Genomic DNA, 26,146 nt, shown 5'->3' on the forward strand with positions numbered 1-26,146 from the left:
TTCGATCTCTCCTTCCTTGCACTTACTCTGTTACGATCTTGCCGCCTTTATCATAGACCGGTTTTTTATCGGGTTTATCCGGATCGGTTGCCGGATCAGTTGGTGCCGGCACGTCGTGTGCGCCGTCTCCGTCCCTATCGATAAAGCCTGGTTGGCCGGTTGTCGGAACTTCCGGAGTAACGGTGCCGTCGTGGACACCATCGCCATTTTCATCAATAAAGCCTGGTTGGCCGACTGTTGGAGCGGTCGGCGGTACGGTTGTTCCGTCATGGACACCGTCTCCATCGGCATCGACAAATCCGGGTTGCCCGGAAGTCGGCGGTGTTGTCGGACCATCATGGATCCCATCGCCATTCGCATCCACAAAACCCGGTTGTCCCGCTATAGGCGTCGTCGTGGTACCGTCATGGATGCCGTCTCCATTGGCATCGATGAATCCAGGTTCACCGGCGACTGGAACTGTAGCTTCCGGCGCTGCAGGCTGCGTGAGTGGATAGACTTCCACACGGTGGACTGGCGGATAAAAATCATTCGATACCGTCTCGACTTCCAATGGTTCATCATCTTCCAGAATCGTCCGGATGACATTCAGCCGCTTGCCGGACAAGCCTGTTTCTTCGACTTTATTGCCACTCGTGACAAATGCACTGTATTGCTTGATCAAGCGCGGCTGGATATCCGTTTCTTCCGTAATGCCGATGGCGTAGGAATAGACGAACGGATAACCGCTGATGGATGCGTTCACTGAATCGCTGGATTTCGACAGATTCAACGTGAACGAACTGTCATTCGGATTGGTGAAGACAAAGTCGATTGCAAGCTGGCGGTTGATCGCCGCTTCCTGTCCAAGCGGAATCGAAGCGGGAACCTGTGAACCGATGCTGCGTTCATCTATTTGGAAATTGGTCTGCAGCAATGCGCCATAAATGGCTGAAGCGATTTGCGTCAGCTCCCCATCACTGATATCTGTCAGCGGAAGCTCCGCAATAAATTCAAGAAATGAAAACTGTGTTCCCGGTGCTAATTGGATGCCGTCCAGGGCATCGATGACCGTTGAACTGTTGAGGCTTGAGAAACTTGCCGGAAATACCACATCCGACACTTTTTCACGGGATAAGCTGAGGCTGTCATCGCTGATTGCTACATTCGTTTTTGTCTGCCCTACCTGGAGTGCTGTTTCCAGCTTCTCATTGATAGCTTCTACGTCTGCTTCCGAAAAAGCGGCGACGGGGAAATGCTCGGCTAAGAACGCCCCGGTTGTATCCGGCGACAGCTGGAAAACAAAGCCGTTCTGCGAACCGGTCTCTGCACTGCCCACTGTTTCATCGAGTAAAATCTGCGCATTTTCCAGTGGGTACTGTTCTGTTGCATCCTGGTAAGTGACATGCAGTTCAGCATCTGCGCGCCAAGTTTCTGACTGGCCGGCAAACAGCATTTTCGCTGAGGCCACTTCCATATTGGAAACATCGGTCGTGCCGATATACGTGTTGTCGCCGAATTCCTCTGTCGGAAACAGCCAGTTATCCACAGCATAAGCGCCCGCATTGGTCGCTCCGAATACGAATAGCGCTAAGCCGAAAACGGCTGCAAAAGTCAATCCAAATAATTTATTGTCCACGGGTAATCTCCTCTCGATCGGCATCAATCGACTGCATACCGAACGGTTTCGGCTTTTCTATTGGTGCTTCAGCAACAGGCGTTTCTTCTGTTGTCGCCAAATAGGTTTTGGTGTTTTTCTGCTTTTGCTCGCGGCGCTCTTCCATCATGCGCTGCTTTTCGTTTTGCTCTTTTTCGACCAGCTTCATGAAGATGAAAGCGGCCAGAAACGACACACCCAGCAAAGCCAAAGCCACGATGTACCAGGCATACGCTCCCTGCATCAGTATCGCAATCCCGGCAGCGGCAAGTCCGCCTCCGGCAATGGTCATCCGCTTAGCGAGCGGCACCTGTTTGAAAAGTAGGTAAGTAAGCGGCAAAACCACTGCCGCCAGAATGATGAAAATCAGTATGCGTATCATAAAAGTCCTCCTAATGCCTTGTTGTTTTTCGTATTAATAATCGACTTCAAAATCAAAATTTGTATCGACAACTATGGGTGACGAGATCGGAACGGTTTGGGTGCTTTTGATGGAGATGCCACAATTCTCCAGGAACGTAGCATAATTGATATTTCTTTTCACGAACAAAGCGGTCCGTTTTTCCGCATCCAATCCTGTAAGTTTAAATGTCTTTTCAGGAACCGCAGAATAATAAATAATCATTCCGCTGTTCGTCACTTCAATAGTAGAAGCCAATCGATCCAAATCCGCTTGACGAATTCTGTCTATATCCATACAGAGCCTTGAGTAGTTGTCGATTTGAAATTGTCCGCCTACATACAAACGTGAATCACTGCCTGCATCATTTCCGAGGACCATCAAATTGGTATAGTACAAGTTTTTGATGTTACCTCCAACATTCATTTCTTTTAAAACAATCGTTTGTTTAGACATATTTTTCCCTAAGTTGTTCATGTTCTGCTCTGTGGTTAACGTACCACTGATGATCAGGTTTCCATTCACCAAGTTGTTCATATTGGATGTTGCCCCCGTATCACTTGCTTTTACTACAACATTAGTTCCTAAAAAATCAATAGAGTTGCAGTTGGATGTACAGACATTCTTCTGAAAATCATCTACGTGTACCCAAAAGTCAACTGGATTTTTTCCAGCTGCCGTAACTTTTGCAATAAACGCGGATAGTTTTTCGTCGCCGGTCATTTTGCATTCATATGGTGCAATCGCTGTATTTGCAATGACGCTTGCCAGCAAGGTATCACAGGATTGAGTAGGCGGAGTCAATTTGAAAATATCCTGATAAGTAGCGTTTTCATTGCCTGAAATGATTTCTTGATCTACATTGTAAACTTCACCCGGATTCAAAAATGAAGTTGGAATAGTTACAGTAAATAAAGAGTTTAAGGTTTTAGGAGAACTCAGTGACGTCCCTTTCACTTCCATTTCCACTTCTAGTTTGCCCTTGCTCACTATGCGATCGATTAACACGTTGCTAAGCAATCTAAGTTCATTATCTGTATAAGTGACGTTCATCAACTTCCATGTTTCTGGAGTGTATTTGGTTTGGGTCGAAGTGAACGGTTCCGTAGGTACTCCGTTGATTTTGATTAATTCATTGACTTTAACCAGAATTTTTTCCACATATAGCCGCTTCATTTGAAGGTCGATATTTTGTTCCCACGCTTTTCGTTCAGCTGAGGTATCACAGGCCGTTTTATTGCTCGAATACAAACAAGCGACAATTTTATCCAGCTCCAAGCGAGTCTGGTTTAATACTTCTTGCTTGATCAAATCAAGTGATCGTTCGAAATCGGTTGAATAGTAGAGGATACCCATCTCAGCAGCGGCTACCGATTGATTGGAAAGATCAACTGTCTTTTCTTGTTTAGCGTTATTCAGAGAACCAGATATAAAAGCTACAGAGATACCCATTACCAAAACGACTAGCAATAAAACGATAACTAATGCGTAGCCCTTTTCATTTCCCTTGTACTTCATCGCTCGCTCCCCTTTAGCCCTAATTGGTCAAAATCCTTGTTAGAGTCGTTTTGACTTCAACCGACCTTGTAGATTTGATAGGGTCGGCAACTTTTAAAACCAAATCTACATGTTTGTTCTTTGGATCGATTTTCGTTGACGGATCCCAATTTGCAAACTCTATGCCATTAATTGTTCCACTGTAAAGGTAGTTAGTATCTGTCAAGTTCATGAACCCTTCACATACAATAGCTGCTCCAGAATCATTGCAAGTCTTTATTTCAGGTATAGCGCCGCTTGTTCTCAAATAATAATAGTCATTTTTCCGGTGTTTATTGGTGAGTTTGGTTACTACAAGGTTTGCTTCTTGCTGCAGCTGTGTTTTGCTGGTTTCTACCGCTGAGTGTTTAAAAGCAATTGACAGTGTAGTCCAGGCAATGGACGCTATGATAGAGACCAGTACTAGCCCAGCAAGCAATTCGACTAAGGTGACTCCTTTTTGATTCAACTTCAACTTATCCACCTCCCGGCTTTTTAGCCACATACCGGATATAAGAATAAGTCTCACTACTCATGTGATAACTTCCATTAAGGGAACTTTTGTTACTAAAAACTTTTAAATGAATTTTGTGCAATTTAGTGCGATCACCTTTTGCACATGGAATTTTGCTTCCCACTCCACTTGCAGCTGGATCTTTAAATAAAAAAGGTTCGCACTGGAGGTAAACATCCATTTCGTAGCGATACTCACCTTCTTTCTTATAACGAATAAAGGAGGCCATGGTATACGGTGTTGCAACAACCGAATTTTCACTATCTTCGATGTACCCTAAAGCTTGCATCTCTGTTTTTATTTTTTCTTTAGAAAGAAACTGAGGTTCCAGTGATGTTGGATCGGTCGGACTAGTGACTAAAATTTTTTCCCACTTAGACGATGTTATAGAAGAAGCCATCTCCTGCCTCGCCAGGTTCATGGTATCCAGTTTGGTTTCTGTTTTCGCGTTAAATAAGGTCATTTGAGGGAAGATGGACATAATGCCGACGAACAGGATGCCTAATATGACCACCGCTGCCAATACTTCGACTAAGGTTAATCCTTTATCATTCATACTCATCGGCTTCACCTCCTCAAACGTACATGAATATATACCTTTTTATTCCTATTAAAAGAAACTTTTTATCTAAATATCAACTTAGCTACATTATTACATTCTTTCCGCCCCATTGAACAGTGTTTTATCATGAACTTCAAAATTTATTGTTAAAAATAACAATAAAACTCTTTTCAAAATAGGAAAAAAGACTACAGCAGGAAATCTCTCCTGCTGTAGTCTTATTTTGAATAGGCCGCTACTTTATTGCGGCCGGCTTGTTTGGCTCCAATATACAAGGCTCTATCTGCATTCCGGATTAGCGACATGCCTTCATCGCTGTCTTCCGGCGCAGTGGATACCCCGATGCTTAAAGTGATGTGGACAATCTGTTTGCCCCGGTCATCTCCCAGATCACTCTCAATGAGGAATTCATGTTTTTCGATGCGTCTGCGCAAGTTTTCAGCGAGCAGCATGGCCAGGTCCTTGCTGTAGTCCGCGAGCAATACTACAAATTCTTCACCACCGTAACGAGCGATGGTTCCTTCTTCGCCGATTTCCTCTGTGAGGATAGCAGCCAGTTGAACCAAAATATCATTGCCGCTTTGGTGGCCGTAGCGATCATTGATGCTCTTGAAATGATCGATGTCCATCATGATCAGCGACAGCTGCTCCAGATTGCCTTTATGCATATCTGCGATACAGCTTTCCAGACTTTCATCCAAATAGCGGTAATTGTATAATTTAGTCAGTCCACAACGTTCGCTTTTTGCGATGACTTTTTGCATATAGCTGGTTTTTTCCAGCGATACGGCAAAATACGTACTCAGGATTTCCAAAATCTGCAGCTGATGCTTAGTAAAAGCGTATCTCTTTCTCGATGCCAATACCAGTACGCCTTCTGTTTTGTTATTACGGGCAATCGGCGTAGCCATCAAGCTTTCCGTATCTTTCGGAAGGTTTCCGGTGTTCAGGTCCCGCCACTGGCTTTTTTCGTCATAAATATAAGCCTCATTGGTGATGATAACTCTGCCGGCAATTCCTTTATTATAAGGAATCGAAGCAATTTTACGCGGCTGCAGCTGATTGTTTTCATAAATCCGCAGCATCTGTTGCTGGCCATCCCGGTAATCGATGACATAAGCGTATTCAACTTTAAACATCTTAGCCACCTGCACGACAAACTGGTCGAGCACTTCATCGGTTTCCAAGCGGTCAGCAAGCTGATGGCCAATGGCTCCGGCTCTTTTCAAATCAATATTCACTTGTTCGGAGCTGGTGTAGCGCTTCATGACAGCGGCCATGATAAAAAATGGAACGCCCAGTAAAACAAGTGCCGGAACCCCAATATGCGATTCAAAGATGTACAAAGAAACCGCAAATGGGAAAATTACCAGCATCAAGGCAAAATCCCAGATGGCATCGATAGAAAAGAATTTGCTGCGATTGCCGGTCGTATAATCATATAACTTATAGATGACTTGATTGCTGACAACGGAAACCACTTGGAATATCAAGCCGTAGACAATGACATGCGACAATTCCAGGGATCCGATTTGACCGCCAGCACCGATATAAGCGAGTCCAGCGATGAGGGAAACCAGGAAGAACATCAATGAGTTGAATGGAATCCGAAGCGATTGTTCTTCATTCGTCCGGATTCGGTACAGCACAATCAGCATCGAGGCTTGGGACACCAGCATTTCGATAAAAAGGCCATACTTCAGGAACAAGGCCACCGTCACCCATTGCACCAAAAAAGTCGAAGCGCCGTTGATGTTCATCGGCATCAAGCTCATCAATACAAAAAACAGCACATACGCCAGTAAATTCCACGGGTCGGCTACAGATGGCGGGAAGAAATGATAAACAAGCACAAGGCCAGCTGGAACTATTATGGCCCATAGGCACCAAAGAATTTTTTTTCGTGTTAAATTTCTCCCCATGCCATCTTCCCTTTCTGAAACGAATTAAATGATGTTCGCGCTATTCAAAGACTATGCTTGATAATGCTGAAAAAAGGATTTCGCGGTATTGCGCAATAAAACGAGAAGATGCAGTGAACCTGTGACTATAGTCACTTCTTCTTTGTAGCACACAGGTAATATATCACATAAATTTGTAATTGTCTTTCTTTTACTTTTACTTTCATCAAATAATATTTCGGCTGGCAACGCACGTTCATTATCAAAATCAATAAAGGTGAAATGATCGCTGACCGTTTCCAGTTTGCGCAGGACACTTACATAATCCTTGTCTTTGAATATCCCCATGACGATGTGGACCGGCCGCCCTGGAAATGTATCATTTATCGTCGCAACCAATGCATCGATGCTCGCCTTGTTGTGGGCGCCGTCAAAAATGACTCCTGGATAGACTTCTTCAAACCGGTATGCAAGTGTTGCGGATTCGAGGCCGAGCAACGCTTTGTCTTCATTGAAATCCAGTCCAAGCAGTTCTTTAGCCGCTTCCATTGCCAATGAGGCGTTTTTTTGCTGATGCGGCCCTTTTAACTTCAATGGAACAGCAATATTCTGGGTAGGGCATATTACTTCGGCGTGCAGGCGGTCAGCCGTTTCCTGAACGATTTTCATAGCCGGATCCGGCAGCTCGCCGATGACGACAGGCTTCCATTTCTTAATGATTCCTGCTTTATGGCGGGAAATTTTTTCTATTGTATCCCCCAGAAAACGGGTATGGTCGATAGCAATCGATGGAATAATGGCAATTTCGGAATCGATGACATTGGTGCTGTCAAGCGCTCCACCCATGCCGGCTTCAATGATCGCAAAATCAGGCGATTGTTCCTGGAAAACGACGAAAGCCGCAGCTGTCAACAGCTCAAAATCCGTCAAAGGCGTTTGTAAGCGGCTTAAGCGTTCCATGACTTGGCTAAGTTCAGCCGGACTGACGGGTTCCCCGTTGATCTGGATTTGATCGTGAAGATCTTCAATGCAGGGCGAATAGAAATTGCCGACGCGATAGCCATGCGCTTGGAGGATGGCTGACAGGAACGTAGCTGTTGATCCTTTTCCATTGGTTCCTGCCAAATGAATGAACCTGCCGCTCTGGTGGGGATTCCCCAGCTCTTCCAGCGCAGCCGTTATGGCCTCCAGTCCCGGATGGATCGCCGAATCTGTATGTATATTCCATTTGCTTTTGTATTGTTCAAGTCCAATTATCATAAGAAGCCTCTTTTCCGCGGTAAACATGATACACTTTTTGAGTATGATTATAGCACGAAGGTGGAATGGATATGACGAGTTGTTGGGTTATTTACAACGGAAGCCTGGTTTCCGATAAGTTTGCAGACCAAGCCAGGCTTGTCGCCGAAGCTGCAGAAAAAGCCGGCATCGCCGTAACGATCAAGAAAAACTACGAAACCGTGATGGATTTATCAGTTAACTTCAGTATACCTGATTTTGCAATATTATTGGATAAAGATATCTTGCTTGGATATTTTTTGAAGAGTCGAGGCGTACCGGTCTATAACGACCCTTCCGTCATCGATTTATGTGATAATAAAGCCACACAATACGTCCAGCTGGCTGCAGAAGGCTTGCCGATGCCACGAACGATTGTCGCGCCAAAAGTCTACCCGAATTTCTCCATTATGGATTCCGGTTATTTCGAAGAGATCATCGACCGGCTGAAGCTGCCGATGATCATCAAGGAAGGCCATGGCTCATTCGGCATGAAGGTCTACTTGATCGAAACCGAAGAGCAGTTCTACGAAAAAGTCGACAGTCTTCGAGGAATCGATTTTGTATTTCAGGAGTTCATCGCTACGAGCCGCGGCCGTGACATCCGCGTCAATATTGTCGGCGGAAGGATTGTCGCTGCCATGTATCGCCATTCGGACACCGATTTCCGCGCCAACATCACCAATGGCGGCGTAGCTTCACCCATCGAACTGACCGCAGCCCAGCAGGAACTCGCACTCGCAGCCGCTCAGGCAGTCGGTGCAACTTTCGCCGGAGTCGATCTGCTGTTCGGCGAAGATGAAGAGCCCTTGGTATGTGAAGTGAATGCTGCCGCCCATATCCGCAATATCCTAAATGTCACGGGAGTCAATGTCGCAGATGCCATGATTGCTTATATACTGGAGGACTTAACATGAAACTTCTCTACGAAACAGCGGATGCTGAACGCAACTATGGATTTATCGAAGAATTGCAGCGCTTTGGCGATTTCGGGCTGGTCCAATGGGACGACTGGAGCGAAAAAGGCCAAGCAATGCTTGTGGATAAGTTGCAGGGTGAAACTGTCCTGTTTCGCGCTCGGCACCCTGAAGCTGCCCGGTTTCTGGAAGACCAAGGCATCCACCTGGTGAACCGGGCCGAAGTCAACCGCATCGCCAACGACAAATGGCAAAGCTACCAGTTGTTCCTGTTGCTTGGTGTACCGTCAGTTCCGACCCACCGGGAAGCGACGGAATTTCCGTGCATCGCCAAAACAGCTGACGGTCATGGCGGTTCGGAGGTATGGCTCGTTGATAAGGCTGAAGACATTCCAACTGCCGCTTCCCCACTTATTTTTCAGCCAGTCGTTGAGCACCAGGCTGATGTCCGCGCCTATGTCATTGGCACAGAAGTCGTCGGTGCCGTCAAACGCAGTGCCAAGAGTTCCTTCAAGGCCAATTACTCACTTGGTGGGAGCATCGAGAAAACCGTCCTTAGCGCCGCGCAGGAAAAAGATGTTCTGCGGATCGCTCGCGCTTTGAACAGCGATTATATCGGCATCGACTTTCTGCTGCTCGAGGATGGTCGGCACCTGTTCAATGAAATCGAAGATCCCGTCGGTGCCCGTTCCTTTTACGAAACACATGATGAAAACATCGCCGAGCTATTAGTGGAGCATATGCGGAAACTTGAAAAGTATGCACCTTTCCGGCGGGAAGATCGGCCGAAGTAGTAGCTGTATAAATCGTACTCGTTTTTTCACCTTTAGATATTCCGCAACACAGCTCCTAAAAGCCCGGTGCTCCTGCATCGCTGCGCTAGCTTGCCCGCGGGAGTCTCCGCTGTGTTGCTCCATATCCTTTAATAAAACAGCAAAAGAATTAGGCTCACATTTTTCTTATTGTATTTTAGCGCCGGCGCGTCCCAGGGCTAAGCGAAGCAAAAAGACTGGCGTTTTTTACCTGGCTTTTTGCGGGAGCTATGCCCAAAACGTCCGAAGCGGTGTATAAAATTTCGCTCCATAACTTCAACATCATAGTTTGTAAAATGCCGCTAAACCGCAAAAACCGCTCTCCCATTTGGGAAAGCGGTTTTTTCATCTGTTACAGGTTCTGCAATTCTACAATGCGTTTTTCAACCGTTGCGTGTTTTTCCACGTAATCGGCTTGCTTCGCACGTTCTTCTGCAACAACGGCTTCAGGTGCTTTGGAAACAAAGCGTTCATTCGACAACTTACCGCTGACGAGTTTCACTTCTTTCGCCCATTTTTCCAGTTCCTTGTTCAGACGCGCAAGCTCTGCATCGATATCGATCAAGCCTTCAAGCGGCATGAACAACTCAGCACCGGACACGACAGCTGACATCGACTTTTCAGGAGCTTCGATGTTTTGGCCGATCGTCAATGTTTCCGGGTTGCAGAAACGTTCGATGTACGCTGCGTTCGCTTCAAGTACGGCATGCGTATTCGCGTCTTTCGCTGAAATCGTCAATGGCACTTTCTTGCTCATCGGCGACTGCACTTCCGCACGGATGGTCCGTACGGAACGGATGACATCCATCAACAGCTTCATGCTTGAAGACTGGCTTTGGTCCGTCAGGGAATCATCCACTGTCGGCCATGCGGCGATTGTGATCGATTCGCCTTGATGCGGCAGGTTCTGCCAGATTTCTTCCGTGATGAACGGCATGAACGGATGCAATAGGCGCATCGTGTTATCCAGTACATAGGCAAGAACCGAACGCGTCATTTTCTTCGCTTCTTCGTCTTCGCCGTATAATGGCAATTTTGACATTTCGATGTACCAGTCACAGAAATCGTCCCAGATGAAGTTGTAGAGCGAGCGTCCCACTTCACCGAATTCATAGCGTTCTGCAAGTTCCGTCACCTGTTCGATGGTTTCATTCAAACGGGTCAGGATCCATGAATCCGCTACGGATTTCTTGCCGGACAAATCGATTTGGTCGTACGTCATGCCTTCCATATTCATCAACGCGAAACGGGAAGCGTTCCAGATTTTATTGGCAAAGTTCCAAACGGACTCGACTTTGTCGTTCGAATAGCGGAGATCCTGGCCAGGTGATGAGGCGGTCGCCAGGAAGTAGCGCAGCGAATCCGCTCCGTATTCCGAAATGACATCCATCGGATCGACGCCGTTGCCGAGCGATTTGGACATTTTACGTCCTTCCGCGTCACGTACAAGACCATGGATCAACACGTCTTTAAACGGTTTTTCACCAGTGAATTCAAGCGCCTGGAAAATCATGCGGGATACCCAGAAATTGATGATATCGTAACCCGTAACCAAAGCATCGGTCGGATAGTAGCGGCTCAAATCATCATTTTCTTCCGGCCAGCCGAGTGTCGAGAACGGCCATAGGGCAGATGAGAACCACGTATCCAGAACGTCTTCATCCTGCGTCCAGTTTTCAGCGTCAGCCGGTGCTTCATGACCTACGTAGATTTCGCCTGTTTCGTTATGGTACCAGGCTGGAATCTGATGTCCCCACCAAAGTTGGCGCGAAATACACCAGTCGCGGATGTTTTCCATCCAGTGCAGGTACGTCTTCTCGAAACGATCCGGTACGAAGTTGACGCCCGCATCTGTTTTCTGCGCTTCCACCGAAGCCGCAGCTAAAGGCTGCATGTCGACGAACCATTGTGTCGATAGGTAAGGCTCGACAACTGCCCCGCTGCGTTCTGAATGGCCAACTGAATGCAGGTGCTCTTCGATTTTGAATAGAACATCCATGTCCTGCAGGTCTTTGATGATCTGCTTGCGGCATTCGAAACGGTCAAGCCCTTCGTATTTTCCGGCGTTTTCGTTCATCGAACCGTCTTCGTGCATGATCAGGACGCGTTCCAGGTTGTGGCGATTGCCGATTTCAAAGTCATTCGGGTCATGGGCAGGCGTAATTTTAACAGCGCCGCTTCCGAATTCCATGTCTACATAATCGTCCGCAACAATTTCCATTTCACGGCCGATGATCGGAAGGATGACTTTTTTGCCGATTAAATGCTGGTAGCGCTCGTCTTTCGGGTGAACCGCTACGGCTGTATCGCCAAGCATCGTTTCCGGACGGGTAGTCGCGATTTCAATGTGGCCGCTGCCGTCTGCAAGCGGATAGCGCATATGATAGAACGCACCTTGTACGTCTTTGTAGATTACTTCAATATCCGAAATGGCGGTTTTCGTCGCCGGATCCCAGTTGATGATGTACTTGCCGCGGTAAATCAGCTTTTTCTCGTATAATTTCACGAATACTTCGCGCACCGCTTTCGACAAGCCGTCATCCAATGTGAAACGCTCACGGGAATAATCGAGGCCTAAGCCCAATTTTGACCATTGCTCACGGATATGGCCAGCGTACTGGTCTTTCCATTTCCATGATTCTTCAAGAAATGCTTCACGGCCCAAATCGTAGCGTGAACGCCCTTCTTCTTTCAGCTTGCCTTCCACTTTCGCCTGCGTCGCGATGCCGGCGTGGTCCATTCCTGGAAGCCATAGTGCATCAAAGCCCTGCATGCGTTTCATACGCGTCATGATATCCTGCAAAGTTGTATCCCAGGCATGCCCTAAATGCAGCTTGCCGGTAACGTTCGGCGGGGGAATCACAATGGTATACGGCGTTTTGCCGCTTTCCGGTTTCGCTTCGAAGAATTTGTTGTTGACCCACCAATCGTAACGCCCTTTTTCAATCGATTGCGGATCATACTTAGTCGACATCTGTTCAGTCATTGGAATTCCTCCTTTAATTTCTGGCACAACGCAAAAAACTCCTGTCGTCTGTAAAGGACGAAGGAGTTTTTCGCGGTACCACCTTTATACACAGGTCCATTTTCAGACCTGGCTCTCAAGTTTCATAACGGATGTTAAGTCCGGTTCCCGCTACTCTGTTCACGGCAACTGCTCCGAGGTGACATTCAAATATGTGTCCATGAAAGCCTCTCACCAATCAGCCTTCTCTCTGAAATGCACGCACATTCTACTATCCTCTTCAACGCATGATTATCTAATTACCCTTATTGTACTCAATATCCGCTTTTAGCGTCAAGTTTTTTTACAATGAATGATACAAGCGGCGCCGCCACCAGCAGGATGAAGAACAAACGGAACAGCTGGAAGCCGGTGATGAGTGCCACATCTCCTCCAACGGCGAGCGCCGTGATCGCCATTTCCGCGATGCCGCCGGGTGCTGCACTTAAGAAGAAGTCGAGGAATATGTATTCCGGCAGCCAAGCCGTTAACACGAAGGCAATCAAGACAGTAAAGCCGATCAGCAGGATATTATTCAAAACAATCGCAGCACCCAAACGGAACGTCAGCTTATCGCCGATCCCTTCCATCTGCAAGCCGAGATTCGCTCCGATACACACTTGTGCGATCGCAATCAACCAGTACGGCATATCGATCAGGACATCGCCTGAAACCGTCTGTACGACGGCCATTGTGAGAATTGGCGCCAGCAGTTCAGCAGCAGGAAAGCCGATTTTTTTCATGCCGGCGTAAAGCGCCCATCCGACAACGAACGCCATAACGAATAACAGCGGTGAAAACGCAAAGAGCTGCTGCTCCATTTCCCCTGCGCCTCTGCCGTTCAGAAAAATCGTCAGGAACGGCACAATGGTCACTACCATGAAAATCCGGATCGTCTGTATCATCGTCACGACGGTGATGTTCGCTGACTTGACGTCTTCTGCAATAACCACCATCTGCGCCAAGCCGCCGGGGATCGATCCAAGCAAACTGGTCGCCAGGCTTTCATGGACCATGCGCTTGAACAATAAGCCGAGCCCAATCGACAGCGCCACGACCGATACCGTCATGAACGCCATGTACGGCAAATCCACCACCATCAACAGCACTGCATCCCGCGTAAACGAGGAACCGATCTGCACACCGAGCATCACCAGCCCCACTGTCCGCAGAATTTTTGGCCAGTATAAAGGGATTTTCGTAAATTGATTGACCAACAGCAAGGCGAACATCGGCCCAAGCAGCCAAGGCAGGAACATCCCGGCCACTTCAAACACCGCTCCCGCTGCCGCCGCTATGAGCGCGGTCATAATAAATGGCCTCACAATCATCCCTCCTTTTTCCAAGCGCTGCTATTTCTTTCTATGTTACACGAAAGACCTCCATTCGTGGGCAGTAGATGTTATCCACCCGCAGTCTTTCTATTTATCAATAACCGAAAAAAAGCGCTGGAGCATCTGGATGACCCAGACGCTTCAACGCTCTTAACTATTTTTAATTAACGAACTTACCTAATGTCCACAAACCCTAAACTATTCTGTAAAGCCAGTACATCTTATATTACTTCTACCTAAAGGATATGAAGCAACACAGCGGAGACTCCCGCGGGAGCAGTGCAACGATATAGAGGAAATCCACTCGGGCGTTTAGCCCGAGTTAGTTCGGCGCAAGCCCGTAGGAAAGATACGACCGAAAGGAATTCGGGCCGTATCTTTGCGACGAAGCTAGCGCAGCGATGCAGGAGCACTGGGTTTTTAGGAGCTGTGTTGCGGAATATCCTCAAATAAAAATACCATCAAACTTTATTAACGTGCCAATTTAGCGAATACAGTATGGAATGCTTCCACGGTTTTTGCAATATGCTCTTCCGTGTGGGCAGTCGATAGGAACATGCCTTCAAACTGGGACGGTGGCAGGAAGATGCCTTCTTCCGCCATCAAGCGGTAATAATCCGCGAACAACTCCGTGTCCGAAGTTTTCGCCATCTCGAAATCGACTACCTCTTCGTTTGTGAAGAAGAACCCGATCATCGAACCTGCACGGTTGACGGTATGCGGGATATTGTATTTCGTCGCCGCTTCACGGAAACCTTTTTCAAGCTGGTCGCCGCGTTCGATGAACACGTCGTAACTTTCTTCCGTCAGACGGGACAACGTCTCAAAGCCTGCACGCATCGCCAGTGGGTTACCTGACAAGGTTCCAGCCTGATAGATCGATCCGCTTGGTGCAACCTGCTGCATGATTTCACGTTTGCCGCCGAACGCACCGACCGGCAATCCGCCGCCGATGACTTTGCCGAGACAAGTCATGTCCGGCGTTACGCCGAAATAGCCTTGTGCGCAATTGAAGCCGACACGGAAACCGGTCATGACTTCATCAAAAATCAAAATCGTGCCGTTTTCGTGCGTCAAATTGCGGAGCTCCATCAAAAAGCCTTCATTTGGCGGCACAACGCCCATATTGCCCGCAACCGGTTCTACAATAACGGCAGCCAGATCGTCGCCGTATTCCTGGAAAGCCATGCGGACACTTTCAAGGTCGTTGTATGGAACGGTAATCGTATTTTTAGCGATCGACGCTGGAACACCCGGTGAATCCGGCAAACCCAACGTCGCGACGCCTGAACCTGCTTTGATCAGCAGGCTGTCGCCGTGGCCATGGTAGCAGCCTTCAAATTTCAAGATCTTATCGCGGCCGGTATAGCCACGTGCTACACGCAATGCACTCATCGTCGCTTCCGTGCCTGAAGATACCATGCGGACCATTTCAATCGAAGGAACGCGTTCCATGACCAATTTCGCCATGGTGTTCTCAAGTTCAGTCGGTGCGCCGAATGATGTTCCAAGCGCTGCCGTTTCCTGAATCGCTTTGACGACTTCCGGATGGGCATGGCCCAGAATCAGCGGCCCCCATGACAGGACGTAATCGATATACGTATTGCCGTCGATGTCTGTGATGGTCGCTCCGCTTCCGGATTGCATGAAGATCGGATCCATATTGACCGATTTAAACGCACGGACCGGGCTGTTGACGCCGCCCGGCATTAGTTTTTTAGCTTCTGTGAATGCTGCCGATGATTTTTCGTATGTCATTTAGTTCCCTCCAACCAGCGTGCTGCATCTTTTGCGTGATAGGTCATTACGATATCCGCTCCTGCGCGCTTCATGCTCAATAAGGTTTCCAAAACGATTTTCTCTTCATCGATCCAACCGTTCGCCGCTGCCGCTTTGACCATGGCGTATTCGCCTGAAACATTATAAGCGACAATCGGGATATCGAAATTATCGCGGACTTCGCGGATGATGTCCAAATAAGACAATGCGGGTTTGACGATCATGAAATCTGCGCCTTCTTGAACGTCAGAAGTTGCTTCACGCAAAGCTTCCATGCGGTTTGCCGGGTCCATCTGGTAGGTTTTACGGTCGCCGAATTGAGGCGTTGAGTGAGCCGCTTCACGGAAAGGACCATAATAAGCGGAAGAATATTTGACGCCGTAAGACATGATCGGCGTATTTTCAAAGCCTGCCTGATCCAAGCCATAGCGGATTGCAGCAACAAAACCGTCCATCATATTCGATGGGGCGATGATGTCAGCTCCTGCTTTTGCCTGAGATACTGCAGTACGCGCCAACAGATCCAAGGATTCATCGTTCAGAATAACGCCGTTTTCGATGACGCCGCAATGGCCGTGATCGGTGTATTGGCATAGGCATGTATCAGCGATGACCACCAGTTCCGGATGGCGATTTTTCGCAAAACGGATCGCTTCCTGCGTGATGCCATGATCGTGATAAGCTTGTGTGCCGACTGCGTCTTTTTCGTTCGGTACGCCGAAAAGAATGACAGAAGGAATTCCAAGATCCACAACTTCGTCCAGTTCTTCACCCAATTTATCCAGTGAATAATGGTAAACACCTGGCATTGATGAAATCTCATGTTTGATGTTCTCGCCTTCAACGACAAAAATCGGATATATGAAATCCTCTTTATGTAAGCTCGTTTCGCGGACCATCGACCGGATATTGGCAGAACCGCGTAAACGGCGGTGACGGTTAAAATTCAATTCTTTCATTTCGGTAAACTTCCTTTCGCTATTTCATTGATGACTTCCAGATAAGTATATTTTTTAGGAGTGAAATCCACAGTTCCGCCGTTTGCCTCAATGGCCTGTTTCGTTACATGGCCAATGGCAGCGGTGCGGATATCCGACCAGTCTCCCCCTGCCTGCCGGTATGCCGACACGGCAGAAGGGCTGGCGAATAGAATGATGACATTTTTCAGGTCCACCAGTTTTTTTGCATTGTTTAAATTCATCACGGTATCGTAGACCGTCCATTCATCCACTTGCATATGCATCGAAGCAATGGTGTTTCTCGCTAAATTGCCTTTGATGAACAGGCAGTTGACTTTGCCGGAAACCACCGGAAACTCCTGGATGAAATGATCGGCACTAAAAACCCGTGGAATAAAGTCAACGGTGTAGCCATGCTGCTGCAGTACGGCAGCCGTCTGGTCGCCGACAGCCGCAATTTTCGCCGTCACATTTTCACCAAGCTGGCAAAATGCCTGCGCACTGGTCCGGCTTGTGAAAATCAACCAGTCGTAGCCATTGAGGTCCGGCTTGTCCAACTGACGGACTTCAGTGGTGACGAGCGGTACATAAAGCGTCTTTGCTCCCAGAGATTGTGCAAGGTGAACCGCTTCCTCCGGTTCTCTGGAGCCGGTGAAAACGATGGTTTCGCCTTGAAGCAAAAGAGCTTTCTCAGACATTGCTCTCAGCTTTAACGCGTTGAATCAAGTCGTAGCCGCCTTGTGCACTGATTTTCTCAGCCACTTCACGGCCGGCTTCGACCGGGTCACGGCTGATCGCTGTTTCCTTGAACACCTGATCCGCTTCGGGTGAAGAGATCAATCCTGTAAATGTGATTTCTCCATCCTTCACAGTTCCATATCCAGCAATCGGCACTTGGCAGCTGCCATCCATATCACGCAGGAATTTGCGTTCTGCATTAACCGCCAAAGCTGTTTCTTCATGATTAAGTTTAGCAAGTTCAGCCAACAGTTCTTCGTCTTCTTCGCGGCATTCAATCCCTAACGCGCCTTGACCGATAGCCGGAAGGCACTCGTCGACTTCCAGGAATTCTGTCACCAAATCATCTTTCCAGCCCATCCGCTTCAATCCGGCTGCTGCTAAAATGATGGCGTCAAAATCGCCCGCCTTCAATTTTGCAAGACGTGTATCGATGTTACCGCGGATCCATTGGATATCAAGGTCCGGACGCAACAGCAAAAGCTGTGAACTGCGGCGCAGGCTGCTTGTTCCGACAACTGCTCCAATCGGAAGGTCCAATAATTTCACATGGTCGTTGGCGATGTACGCGTCGCGCGGGTCTTCGCGTTCTGGAATACAGCCGATCGTCAAGGTTTCCGGTAATACAGAAGGCATATCCTTCATGCTGTGGACAGCAAAATCGATTTCTTTATTGAACAGTGCCTGTTCAATTTCTTTGACGAAAAGACCTTTGCCGCCGACTTTTGACAGCATAACATCAACAATGCGATCGCCTTTCGTGACGATTTCCTTGATTTCAAATTCAAATGGCGATCCCGCCGCTTTTAACTTATCGATAAACTGGTTGGTTTGTGTCAACGCCAGCTTGCTTCTTCTTGAACCTACAATAATTTTTCTCAAATGAATCCTACCCTTCTTTAATACCAAAAATGAAATTCAGATAATCGGCTGCCTAAAAAGAAATTGATCAGCAGCAGTAAAAATGCATACGTATGGGCCAGAGCGTAATTCATCCCATTCAATGAACCTTTGCGGTGCCACCACAGCACGAAGCTGTAGACCACCAGCAAGATGAATGATCCAACGATCTTCATGTCGAATATGGAGAACGTAGCAAGCGAAATAAATGCCCATTGCAGCCCCAGCACCAACGACACGAACAGCAGCGAAATTCCGACGAGGATTGAAATCGTCATGAATTGCTGCGTTTGGCCAAGTGATGGCAAATTTGCCCATTGCTTGGTCCATTTTTTCTGCTTCAGCATTCTATAGAGAATCATGTGAAGCGCCGAAAAAACGAACGACAGGGAGAAAGCCACATAGGAAAGAATCGCGAAGCTGATGTGGATGAACAATAATTCCGATACCAATGCTTCCCCTACAGGCGACCGTTCAATCTGGACCGGTGCGAACGTATGGATCGTCATGAAGATGAACCCGATGATATTGATGAAAAATACAGCAAAATCAAAGCGGTAGAAAATCCTCAGAACGAGCGACAGCGTCACTAAGAGCCAGGCATAAAAGTAAATGCCTTCAAACAAAGTCAATATCGGGAATCGCTGGGTCTCGAAGATATACAAGCCCAGGAAGATCGTTTGCAGTACCCAGACAATGCCGAGCAAGCTCATGGCGATCCGGCTGGCTCTCTTCTCTTTATATAAGTAGTCTATAAAATAAAAAACAAGGCTGACAGCATATAGTATAACCATAGCTTCGTGCAGCCTTGCCATTGTTATATCAGCCATCCCATTCCCCTTCGTTTCCATAGTTAAAGGCGTTCCGTCTCTACATTTTAACATATAGATCCGAAAACGCCTCTTTTAGAAAGCTTAAAATGAATATTTGGGAGTTTCAGTTGTTGATTGCTGGGTTTGAAGAACGGCTTTATCCGTTTTCTTTTGTGGTGCTTTCGATTGTTTTTCTATCTCTTGCTCAACTTCATCTTCAATACCGAAAATTTGCATGAATAATTCCAATTGCTCACGTGATTTAGGCGCTCCACCCATTTCCTTCGCCTGCAGAATCGGATCTTTCAACAACTGATTGATGATCGATTTGGTATGTTTGTTGAGAATTTTCTTTTCACGGTCAGTCAAATCCGGCATTTTGTTTTCAATGCTCGCCATTGTCTCAGCCTGTATGCCAAGTGCTTTTTGACGAAGCGCAGAAATTACCGGTACGACGCCAAGCGTTGTCAGCCAGTCATTGAACTGAAGAGCTTCCTGATCGATCATGGTCATAATTTGGCCAGCTGCGCGTTCACGCTCTGCCAGATTCGCTTCCACAATCCCCTGCATGTCATCGATATCATACAGGAACACATTCGGCAATTCGCCGATGCGGGGATCCATATCACGTGGAACTGCGATATCCACCATGAATAACGGTTTGCCTTTGCGAAGCTTCTCTACAAACTGCATCAACTCAAGGTCGATGACAAAGTCTGCTGATCCCGTTGAGGAAATCAGGATATCCGCTTCAAGCAAGGCACATTGCAATTGGTTCAAGGGCTTCGCTTTGCCGCCGAATTTGCCGGCAAGCAATTCTGCCTTCTCGAATGTCCGGTTGATGACCGTTACGCGGTCAGCCCCGCTTCCCTGAAGGTTCTTGATGGCCAATTCGCCCATTTTTCCGGCGCCTAAAATAACAACATGTTTGTTTTTAAGCGTGCCAAAAATCTTCTTGCCGAGTTCAACCGCCGCGTAAGATACAGAAACTGCATTTTCGCCAATGGCTGTCTCAGAATGCGCTTTTTTCGCCAACGTTACGGCCTGTTTGAACAGTTGGTTAAACACGGTTCCTGTCGTGCCATATTCTTGGCCAGCAAGGAAACTGCTTTTCACTTGCCCAAGAATCTGCGTTTCGCCCAATACCATTGAGTCGATACCAGCCGTTACACGGAACAAATGTTCAACCGCTTCGTCCTGTTCATAGACAAATAAATACTGAGAAATGGCTTCTTGGGGCAGGCCAAAATAATCAGCAAGAAATTGCTTCACATAATACTTTCCTGTGTGAAGCTGGTCCACGACCGCATAGATTTCCGTCCGGTTACAGGTGGAAACGATCACGTTCTCCAATATGCTTTTTTGTTCTTTTAGCGCCTGCATCGCCTGTGGCAGCTCATGTTCTATGAATGAAAGCTTTTCGCGGATCTCCACGGGTGCAGAGCGATAATTCACCCCGACTACTAATGTATGCATGGGTACAAAACACCTTTCACGTTCAATATTTCCTATAAATTTAGTATACCACTTATTTTGTTTATTATGCTTTTGAAATTGTGAACAAGGCATGAATATAAGGCTTATTTATAATTATTATAAACTAATAGTAGCAAAGGCTTTTGTTGTCTACAAGTATAACGCTCTTAGTCGGAATTACCTGTTAACTCAGAGGATTAATAATGGGGAATTCTTTTGTTTAGCGGGAAAAATTCGCTCCAGGCGGACGCTTTTCTATCATTAGCCATTCTCTTTCTCGTTGGTACGCTAAGCATCTGGAGCAAATCAGCGGAGACTCCCGCAAAAGCAGCATGGCAATCTCCAACAGCCACTTCACGAAGCTAATGCATTGATGAACAAATATGGTTTTCAAAAGTTAGTTTGCGGAGTATATCATATCAAATTAATATATCTTACAAAAAAGCGCAGCCCGGAGGCTGCGCTTTGTTTCGTTACATTCTGCTTTCGATTTCTTTCCATGCTTCGTCTTTGCCCAGTCCAGTTTCGGATGAGAAGATGATCAATGGATCGGATTTGTCCATGTCGAGCGCAGTGCGGACAATTTTCTTGTGCTTGTCCCACTTGCCTTTAGGGATTTTATCCGCTTTGGTGGCGATGATGATGCATGGGATTTCAAAGTGCTTCATGAAATCATACATGGCGATATCGTCTCGGCTTGGCGGGTGGCGCAAGTCGACGATTTGGATGACAGCGCGCAAGGGTTCGCGGTCTGTGATATAGCGTTCGATCATCTTGCCCCATGCTTCACGTTCGCTTTTCGATACTTTGGCATAGCCGTATCCTGGAACATCGACATAGAACAGCTTTTCTTCGATTTTATAGAAGTTCAAGGTCTGTGTCTTGCCGGGTTTGGATGAAATGCGGGCCATGCTTTTACGGCCGATCATTTTGTTGATGAAAGACGATTTACCGACGTTCGAGCGTCCGGCTAAAGCGAATTCCGGCAGGCCGTCTTCCGGATATTGATCCGGACGGACGGCACTGATTACTAGTTCTACATTGTTAACCTTCATTCAATTTCTCCTTCTAAGGCAATTTCCAATGCCTCATCTGCTTGAGAGACCAGTTTAAAGGTCAACTCTTCGCGGATTGTTTCTGGGATATCTTCCAGGTCACGCTCGTTATCAAGCGGCAGGATGATGGTCTTGAGGCCTGCACGGTGGGCACTCAAGGTTTTTTCTTTAATTCCACCGATTGGCAGAACGCGTCCGCGCAGCGTAATTTCACCGGTCATGCCGACTTCGCGGCGGATCGGACGTTTCGTCAAGGCAGATACCAGCGCTGTAGCAATGGTGATCCCCGCTGAAGGGCCGTCTTTTGGAACTGCGCCTTCAGGGACATGGATGTGAATATCGTGCGACTCATGGAAATTCGGATCGATTCCAAGAGATTCGGCACGGGCGCGGACAAACGATAAAGCCGTCTGCGCAGATTCCTTCATGACATCGCCCAATTTACCGGTCAATTGCAGTTTGCCTTTACCAGCTGATAGGGACACTTCGATTTGAAGCGTATCTCCCCCGACCGTTGTATAGGCGAGTCCTGTTGCGACGCCGATCTGGTTTTCCGTTTCAGCCATGCCGTAACGGAATTTGCGTTTGCCAAGATATTCTTCCACTTCCGCTGCACCGACATGAACCTGCTCTTTCTCTTTCGAGATGATCTGCTTGGTCACTTTGCGGCAGATGGAAGCGATTTGGCGTTCAAGGCCACGGACACCGGCTTCACGCGTGTAGTAACGGACGATATTAAGCAAAGCTTCGTCGTTGAACTGCAGCTGCTCGTCCGTTAATCCATGTTCTTTCAATTGTTTCGGTGCTAAATGATTTTTTGCGATCATCTGTTTTTCGACTTCGGTATAGCCGGCAATCGAAATGACTTCCATGCGGTCGCGCAATGGTCCTGGAATGGACCCAAGATCATTGGCAGTCGCGATGAAAAGCACATTGGAGAGATCGTAGGTTTCTTCAATGTAATGGTCACTGAACGAATTATTCTGTTCCGGGTCCAACACTTCCAGCATCGCAGAAGATGGATCGCCGCGGAAATCATTCGACATCTTGTCGATTTCATCCAGCAGGAAAACTGGATTCACAGTACCCGCTTTTTTCATCCCTTGAATGATCCGGCCCGGCATTGCACCGACATACGTCCGGCGATGGCCGCGGATTTCCGATTCATCACGGACGCCGCCGAGTGAAACACGGACGAAATTGCGGTCCAATGATTCAGCAATCGATTTCGCCAGAGAGGTTTTACCCACACCAGGAGGTCCGACAAGGCAAAGAATCGGTCCGCGAAGTGAGTTGGTCATCTGCTGAACAGCCAGATATTCCAACACGCGTTCTTTGACGCTTTCCAGTCCATCATGGTCCCGGTCCAACACTTCTTCAGCGTATTTAATATCAAGGCGGTCTTCTGTCGCTTCTGACCACGGAATCGTCACTAGCCACTCGATGTAGTTACGGATAATGCCGCTTTCCGCAGCTGCCGAAGGCAATTTTTCGTAACGCTCCAATTCCTTGAACGCCACTTTTTGGGTGGACTCCGGCATTTTCGCATCTTCAATCCGTTTTTTCAGATCGACTACTTCAGCTGATTTGCCGTCTTTGTCGCCAAGTTCAGTTTGAATCGCCTTCATCTGCTCGCGCAAATAAAATTCTTTTTGAGTTTGTTCCATTGCTTTTTTGACACGCTGGTTGATTCGTTTTTCCAGATCCACTACTTCCTGTTCACTGTGCAGGCGCGTAATCAGCAATTCTAAGCGTTTGCTGATATCAAAAGTTTCCAATACTTCCTGTTTGGCAGCCACTTTCATGGAAAGATGGGAAGCGACCATGTCCGCCAAGCGGCCCGGTTCTTCAATATCCGCCACCGTATTGTAGGTTTCCGTGCTGACTTTTTTCGAACTCTTGCCATAATTCTCAAAATGCTCCAGCAATAGACGCATCAGGGCATCCTGTTCTGCGTCTCTTTCTGTTTCATCCGGGAATGAAGTCACTTCAACAACGGTAAAGTTTTCGGCTTCCTCATAATTGTTCATTTGTCCGCGTTCCAAACCTTCAACCAGTACACGGATTGTGCCGTTCGGCAATTTCAGCATCTGTTTGACGTAGGCCAAGGTACCGATTTTATGGAGATCTCCTTTTTCCGGCTGTTCTGTGCTCATGTCTTTTTGAGTTGCCAAAAAGATAATATTGTCTTCCAGCAACGCCTGTTCCAGCGCTGCGATGGACCGTTCACGGCCGACATCTATATGCAACACCATCGTCGGAAATACAAGAAGCCCTCTCAACGGTAATAAAGGTACATTTTTAGTTACTTTTTTCTTAGCCATATGGAAGTCACCTCCGGGAATATTTTCAACATGAATCTGCAGCGCCCAGCTATGTATATAACCTTAAGCACTGCTTTTTTCGCTTCCGCACTTGAATTGTCGAGCCTTGACAGGTGCTTTCGCTTTTCTTTGTCCAGCTCTAGCGCCTAGAACCCCGGGGTCTTAAGTCCGCTTGCCTGTGCGGCTGAAGAAACGCCGCTTCGACAAACTGCCTTAAGCCTGTCGGTTCTAAACAGGCGCTTCCGCTTTTCGTTGTCCAGCTGCAGCGACCAGCTCCTCGGGATGTAAGCCACTCCGGCTGTGCGGCTGAAGAAACGCCGCTTCGACAAACTGCCTTAAGCCTGTCGGTTCTAAACAGGCGCTTCCGCTTTTCTTTGTCCAGCTGCAGCGACCAGCTCCTCGGGATGTAAGCCACTCCGGCTGTGCGGCTGAAGAAACGCCGCTTCGCCAGATCGTCTTACACCTGTCGGAGCTAAACGGCCGCTTCCGCTTTTCTTTTTGTCCAGCTCCAGCGGCCAGCTCCTCGAGTCGCTTCAGCCTTGGCCGCAATGGCTGAAGAAAGCCAGTACCGCCAAGGCTTCCAGCGCTTGTCGGAGCTAAACGGCCGCGTCCGCTTTTCTTTTTGTCCAGCTCCAGCGGCCAGCTCCTCGAGTCGCGTCAGCCTTTCCAGCAATGGCTGAAGAACGCCATTACCGGCAAGGCTTCCAGCGCTTGTCGGAGCTAAAAGGCCGCTTCCGCTTTTCTAATAAAAACGGACCAACTCCAGAACGCGCGGATGCGCACGATCAGAGTCAGCCCGTATCATCCTTTTGATTGGTTCAACTGCCACTCAGTGAGATTTTTTCCACTGGGTGAAGTTCCACTCATTTACGCGGATGTTTTCTCATTATTGCCTTTAACGTATTCTGAGCCATCTTCTAAGATCAATTTCGGCTGCACGCTATCCGCAACGGTTTCTTTTGTAATGACACATTCAACAATATCTTCACGTGACGGCAAGTCAAACATGACTTCTAGCATCGTGTTCTCGATGATTGACCGCAGTCCGCGGGCACCAGTTTTGCGTTCGATTGCCAGTTTTGCAATCTCAACCAATGCCTCAGGTTCGAAAGTCAATTTGACGCCATCAAGCTCCATCATCTTCTGGTATTGCTTGATCAATGCATTTTTAGGTTCAGTCAAAATTTCGACTAATGCCTTTTCATCCAATTGCTCAAGGCTTGCCAATACAGGCAAACGGCCGATGAACTCTGGAATCAAACCGAATTTCAGAAGATCTTCCGGAATCAATTGGCTAAGCAATGATTTGTCGTCCAATTCTTCTTTGTTCGGATCTGCACCAAAACCGATGATTTTATTGCCGAGACGGCGCTTAATGATTTGGTCCACTCCATCGAAAGCTCCACCTACGATGAACAAAACGTTCGTCGTATCGATTTGGATGAATTCCTGATGAGGATGCTTGCGTCCGCCCTGAGGTGGTACGCTTGCAGTAGTGCCTTCCAAAATCTTCAGAAGGGCCTGCTGTACGCCTTCACCGGAAACATCACGTGTAATCGATGGATTCTCGGATTTACGAGCCACTTTATCGATTTCATCAATATAGATAATTCCTTTTTCTGCGCGCTCCACATCATAATCTGCAGCTTGGATCAGCTTCAATAGGATGTTCTCCACGTCTTCACCGACATAGCCGGCCTCCGTCAATGAAGTTGCGTCTGCAATGGCAAACGGTACGTTCAGAATACGGGCCAAAGTTTGAGCAAGTAACGTTTTACCGCTTCCTGTTGGTCCGATTAGGACGATATTGGATTTCGACAACTCAACATCATCGATCTTGCTGTTTGAGTTGACGCGTTTGTAGTGGTTATAAACTGCTACAGCCAATGATTTTTTGGCTTTTTCCTGACCGATTACATAACCGTTCAGAATGTCCAGAATTTCTTTTGGCTTAGGCACTTCTTTAAATTCTACTTCTTCGTCCGTACCAAGCTCTTCTTCTACGATTTCCGTACAAAGCTCAATACATTCGTCACAAATATAAACACCCGGTCCTGCGACCAGTTTACGAACCTGCTCTTGTGGTTTGCCACAAAACGAACATTTTAAATGCTCTTTCTCGTCATTGAATTTGAACAATGTATTCACCCCTATTCAAGCCATTATCTTACAAGATTATCGTAATTGTAGCAACTAATTAGATTCACCG

20 protein-coding genes and 1 other annotated feature are annotated in these 26,146 nt (G+C 47.4%); of the genes, 2 read left to right on the plus strand and 18 right to left on the minus strand.

The annotated features are described in order from the left end of the window. Positions 1-22: 22 nt before the first annotated feature. The 7 genes from K8U60_RS10440 to K8U60_RS10470 form a co-directional block, all read right to left on the minus strand. Positions 23-1,618, minus strand: a complete 1,596-nt coding sequence (locus K8U60_RS10440; RefSeq protein WP_223638250.1) for a VanW family protein — start codon at positions 1,616-1,618, stop codon at positions 23-25. Next, on the minus strand, positions 1,608-2,018 hold the full coding sequence (locus tag K8U60_RS10445; protein WP_223638253.1) for a hypothetical protein: 411 nt from the start codon (positions 2,016-2,018) through the stop codon (positions 1,608-1,610). Before K8U60_RS10445 ends, K8U60_RS10440 begins: the two co-directional genes overlap by 11 nt. A 33-nt stretch (positions 2,019-2,051) precedes the next feature. Continuing rightward, entirely contained in the window at positions 2,052-3,554 is a 1,503-nt protein-coding gene (locus tag K8U60_RS10450; RefSeq protein ID WP_223638256.1) for a hypothetical protein, read from the minus strand. 19 nt (positions 3,555-3,573) lie between these two features. Continuing rightward, positions 3,574-4,047 (minus strand): PilW family protein, encoded by a 474-nt coding sequence (locus K8U60_RS10455; RefSeq protein ID WP_223638258.1) that lies wholly within the window; start codon positions 4,045-4,047, stop codon positions 3,574-3,576. A gap of 1 nt (position 4,048) precedes the next feature. Then, positions 4,049-4,648, minus strand: a complete 600-nt coding sequence (locus K8U60_RS10460) for a type IV pilus modification PilV family protein (protein ID WP_223638260.1) — start codon at positions 4,646-4,648, stop codon at positions 4,049-4,051. 218 nt (positions 4,649-4,866) lie between these two features. Further along, positions 4,867-6,570 carry a sensor domain-containing diguanylate cyclase gene (locus tag K8U60_RS10465; RefSeq protein WP_223638262.1) on the minus strand — a complete coding sequence of 568 codons (1,704 nt, stop codon included), beginning with the start codon at positions 6,568-6,570 and terminating at the stop codon, positions 4,867-4,869. A gap of 51 nt (positions 6,571-6,621) precedes the next feature. Then, a complete protein-coding gene (locus K8U60_RS10470; protein WP_223638265.1) occupies positions 6,622-7,809 on the minus strand; it encodes a bifunctional folylpolyglutamate synthase/dihydrofolate synthase in 1,188 nt (395 codons plus the stop codon). Between the two features lie 71 nt (positions 7,810-7,880). On the opposite strand from K8U60_RS10470, the gene K8U60_RS10475 reads away from it, so the two are divergent. Further along, the gene (locus K8U60_RS10475) at positions 7,881-8,744 is read left to right on the plus strand and encodes an ATP-grasp domain-containing protein (protein ID WP_223638268.1); all 864 of its coding nucleotides are present in this window, start codon (positions 7,881-7,883) and stop codon (positions 8,742-8,744) included. Next, positions 8,741-9,538, plus strand: a complete 798-nt coding sequence (locus K8U60_RS10480; protein WP_223638271.1) for an ATP-grasp domain-containing protein — start codon at positions 8,741-8,743, stop codon at positions 9,536-9,538. Before K8U60_RS10475 ends, K8U60_RS10480 begins: the two co-directional genes overlap by 4 nt. A 370-nt stretch (positions 9,539-9,908) precedes the next feature. On the opposite strand, the gene K8U60_RS10485 is transcribed toward K8U60_RS10480, so the two are convergent. The 11 genes from K8U60_RS10485 to clpX all read right to left on the minus strand — a co-directional run bounded on the left by K8U60_RS10485 (position 9,909) and on the right by clpX (position 26,076). After that, on the minus strand, positions 9,909-12,542 hold the full coding sequence (locus K8U60_RS10485) for a valine--tRNA ligase (protein ID WP_263298641.1): 2,634 nt from the start codon (positions 12,540-12,542) through the stop codon (positions 9,909-9,911). Between the two features lie 50 nt (positions 12,543-12,592). After that, positions 12,593-12,814, minus strand: a binding site (T-box leader). 21 nt (positions 12,815-12,835) lie between these two features. Continuing rightward, a complete protein-coding gene (locus K8U60_RS10490; RefSeq protein ID WP_223638274.1) occupies positions 12,836-13,891 on the minus strand; it encodes an AbrB family transcriptional regulator in 1,056 nt (351 codons plus the stop codon). 474 nt (positions 13,892-14,365) lie between these two features. After that, the gene (hemL, locus tag K8U60_RS10495; RefSeq protein ID WP_223638277.1) at positions 14,366-15,652 is read right to left on the minus strand and encodes a glutamate-1-semialdehyde 2,1-aminomutase; all 1,287 of its coding nucleotides are present in this window, start codon (positions 15,650-15,652) and stop codon (positions 14,366-14,368) included. Continuing rightward, positions 15,649-16,632 (minus strand): porphobilinogen synthase, encoded by a 984-nt coding sequence (gene hemB, locus K8U60_RS10500; protein ID WP_223638280.1) that lies wholly within the window; start codon positions 16,630-16,632, stop codon positions 15,649-15,651. Before hemB ends, hemL begins: the two co-directional genes overlap by 4 nt. Further along, positions 16,629-17,330, minus strand: a complete 702-nt coding sequence (locus K8U60_RS10505) for a uroporphyrinogen-III synthase (protein WP_223638284.1) — start codon at positions 17,328-17,330, stop codon at positions 16,629-16,631. The genes hemB and K8U60_RS10505 overlap by 4 nt, the downstream gene beginning before the upstream one ends. Next, positions 17,323-18,252, minus strand: coding sequence for a hydroxymethylbilane synthase (hemC, locus tag K8U60_RS10510; protein ID WP_223638287.1), 930 nt, complete (start codon positions 18,250-18,252; stop codon positions 17,323-17,325). Before hemC ends, K8U60_RS10505 begins: the two co-directional genes overlap by 8 nt. A gap of 17 nt (positions 18,253-18,269) precedes the next feature. Further along, positions 18,270-19,100, minus strand: coding sequence for a cytochrome c biogenesis protein CcsA (gene ccsA, locus K8U60_RS10515; protein ID WP_223638290.1), 831 nt, complete (start codon positions 19,098-19,100; stop codon positions 18,270-18,272). 84 nt (positions 19,101-19,184) lie between these two features. After that, positions 19,185-20,558 carry a glutamyl-tRNA reductase gene (gene hemA, locus K8U60_RS10520; protein ID WP_223638292.1) on the minus strand — a complete coding sequence of 458 codons (1,374 nt, stop codon included), beginning with the start codon at positions 20,556-20,558 and terminating at the stop codon, positions 19,185-19,187. A gap of 473 nt (positions 20,559-21,031) precedes the next feature. Continuing rightward, positions 21,032-21,613, minus strand: coding sequence for a ribosome biogenesis GTP-binding protein YihA/YsxC (gene yihA / locus K8U60_RS10525; protein ID WP_223638294.1), 582 nt, complete (start codon positions 21,611-21,613; stop codon positions 21,032-21,034). Next, the gene (lon, locus tag K8U60_RS10530) at positions 21,610-23,937 is read right to left on the minus strand and encodes an endopeptidase La (RefSeq protein ID WP_223638297.1); all 2,328 of its coding nucleotides are present in this window, start codon (positions 23,935-23,937) and stop codon (positions 21,610-21,612) included. Before lon ends, yihA begins: the two co-directional genes overlap by 4 nt. An 867-nt stretch (positions 23,938-24,804) precedes the next feature. Further along, positions 24,805-26,076, minus strand: a complete 1,272-nt coding sequence (gene clpX, locus K8U60_RS10535; RefSeq protein ID WP_223638300.1) for an ATP-dependent protease ATP-binding subunit ClpX — start codon at positions 26,074-26,076, stop codon at positions 24,805-24,807. Positions 26,077-26,146: the final 70 nt, after the last annotated feature.

Origin of the sequence: Planococcus circulans, assembly GCF_020023385.1 — a bacterium.
In the GTDB taxonomy this organism is placed as follows: Bacteria; Bacillota; Bacilli; order Bacillales_A; family Planococcaceae; genus Planococcus.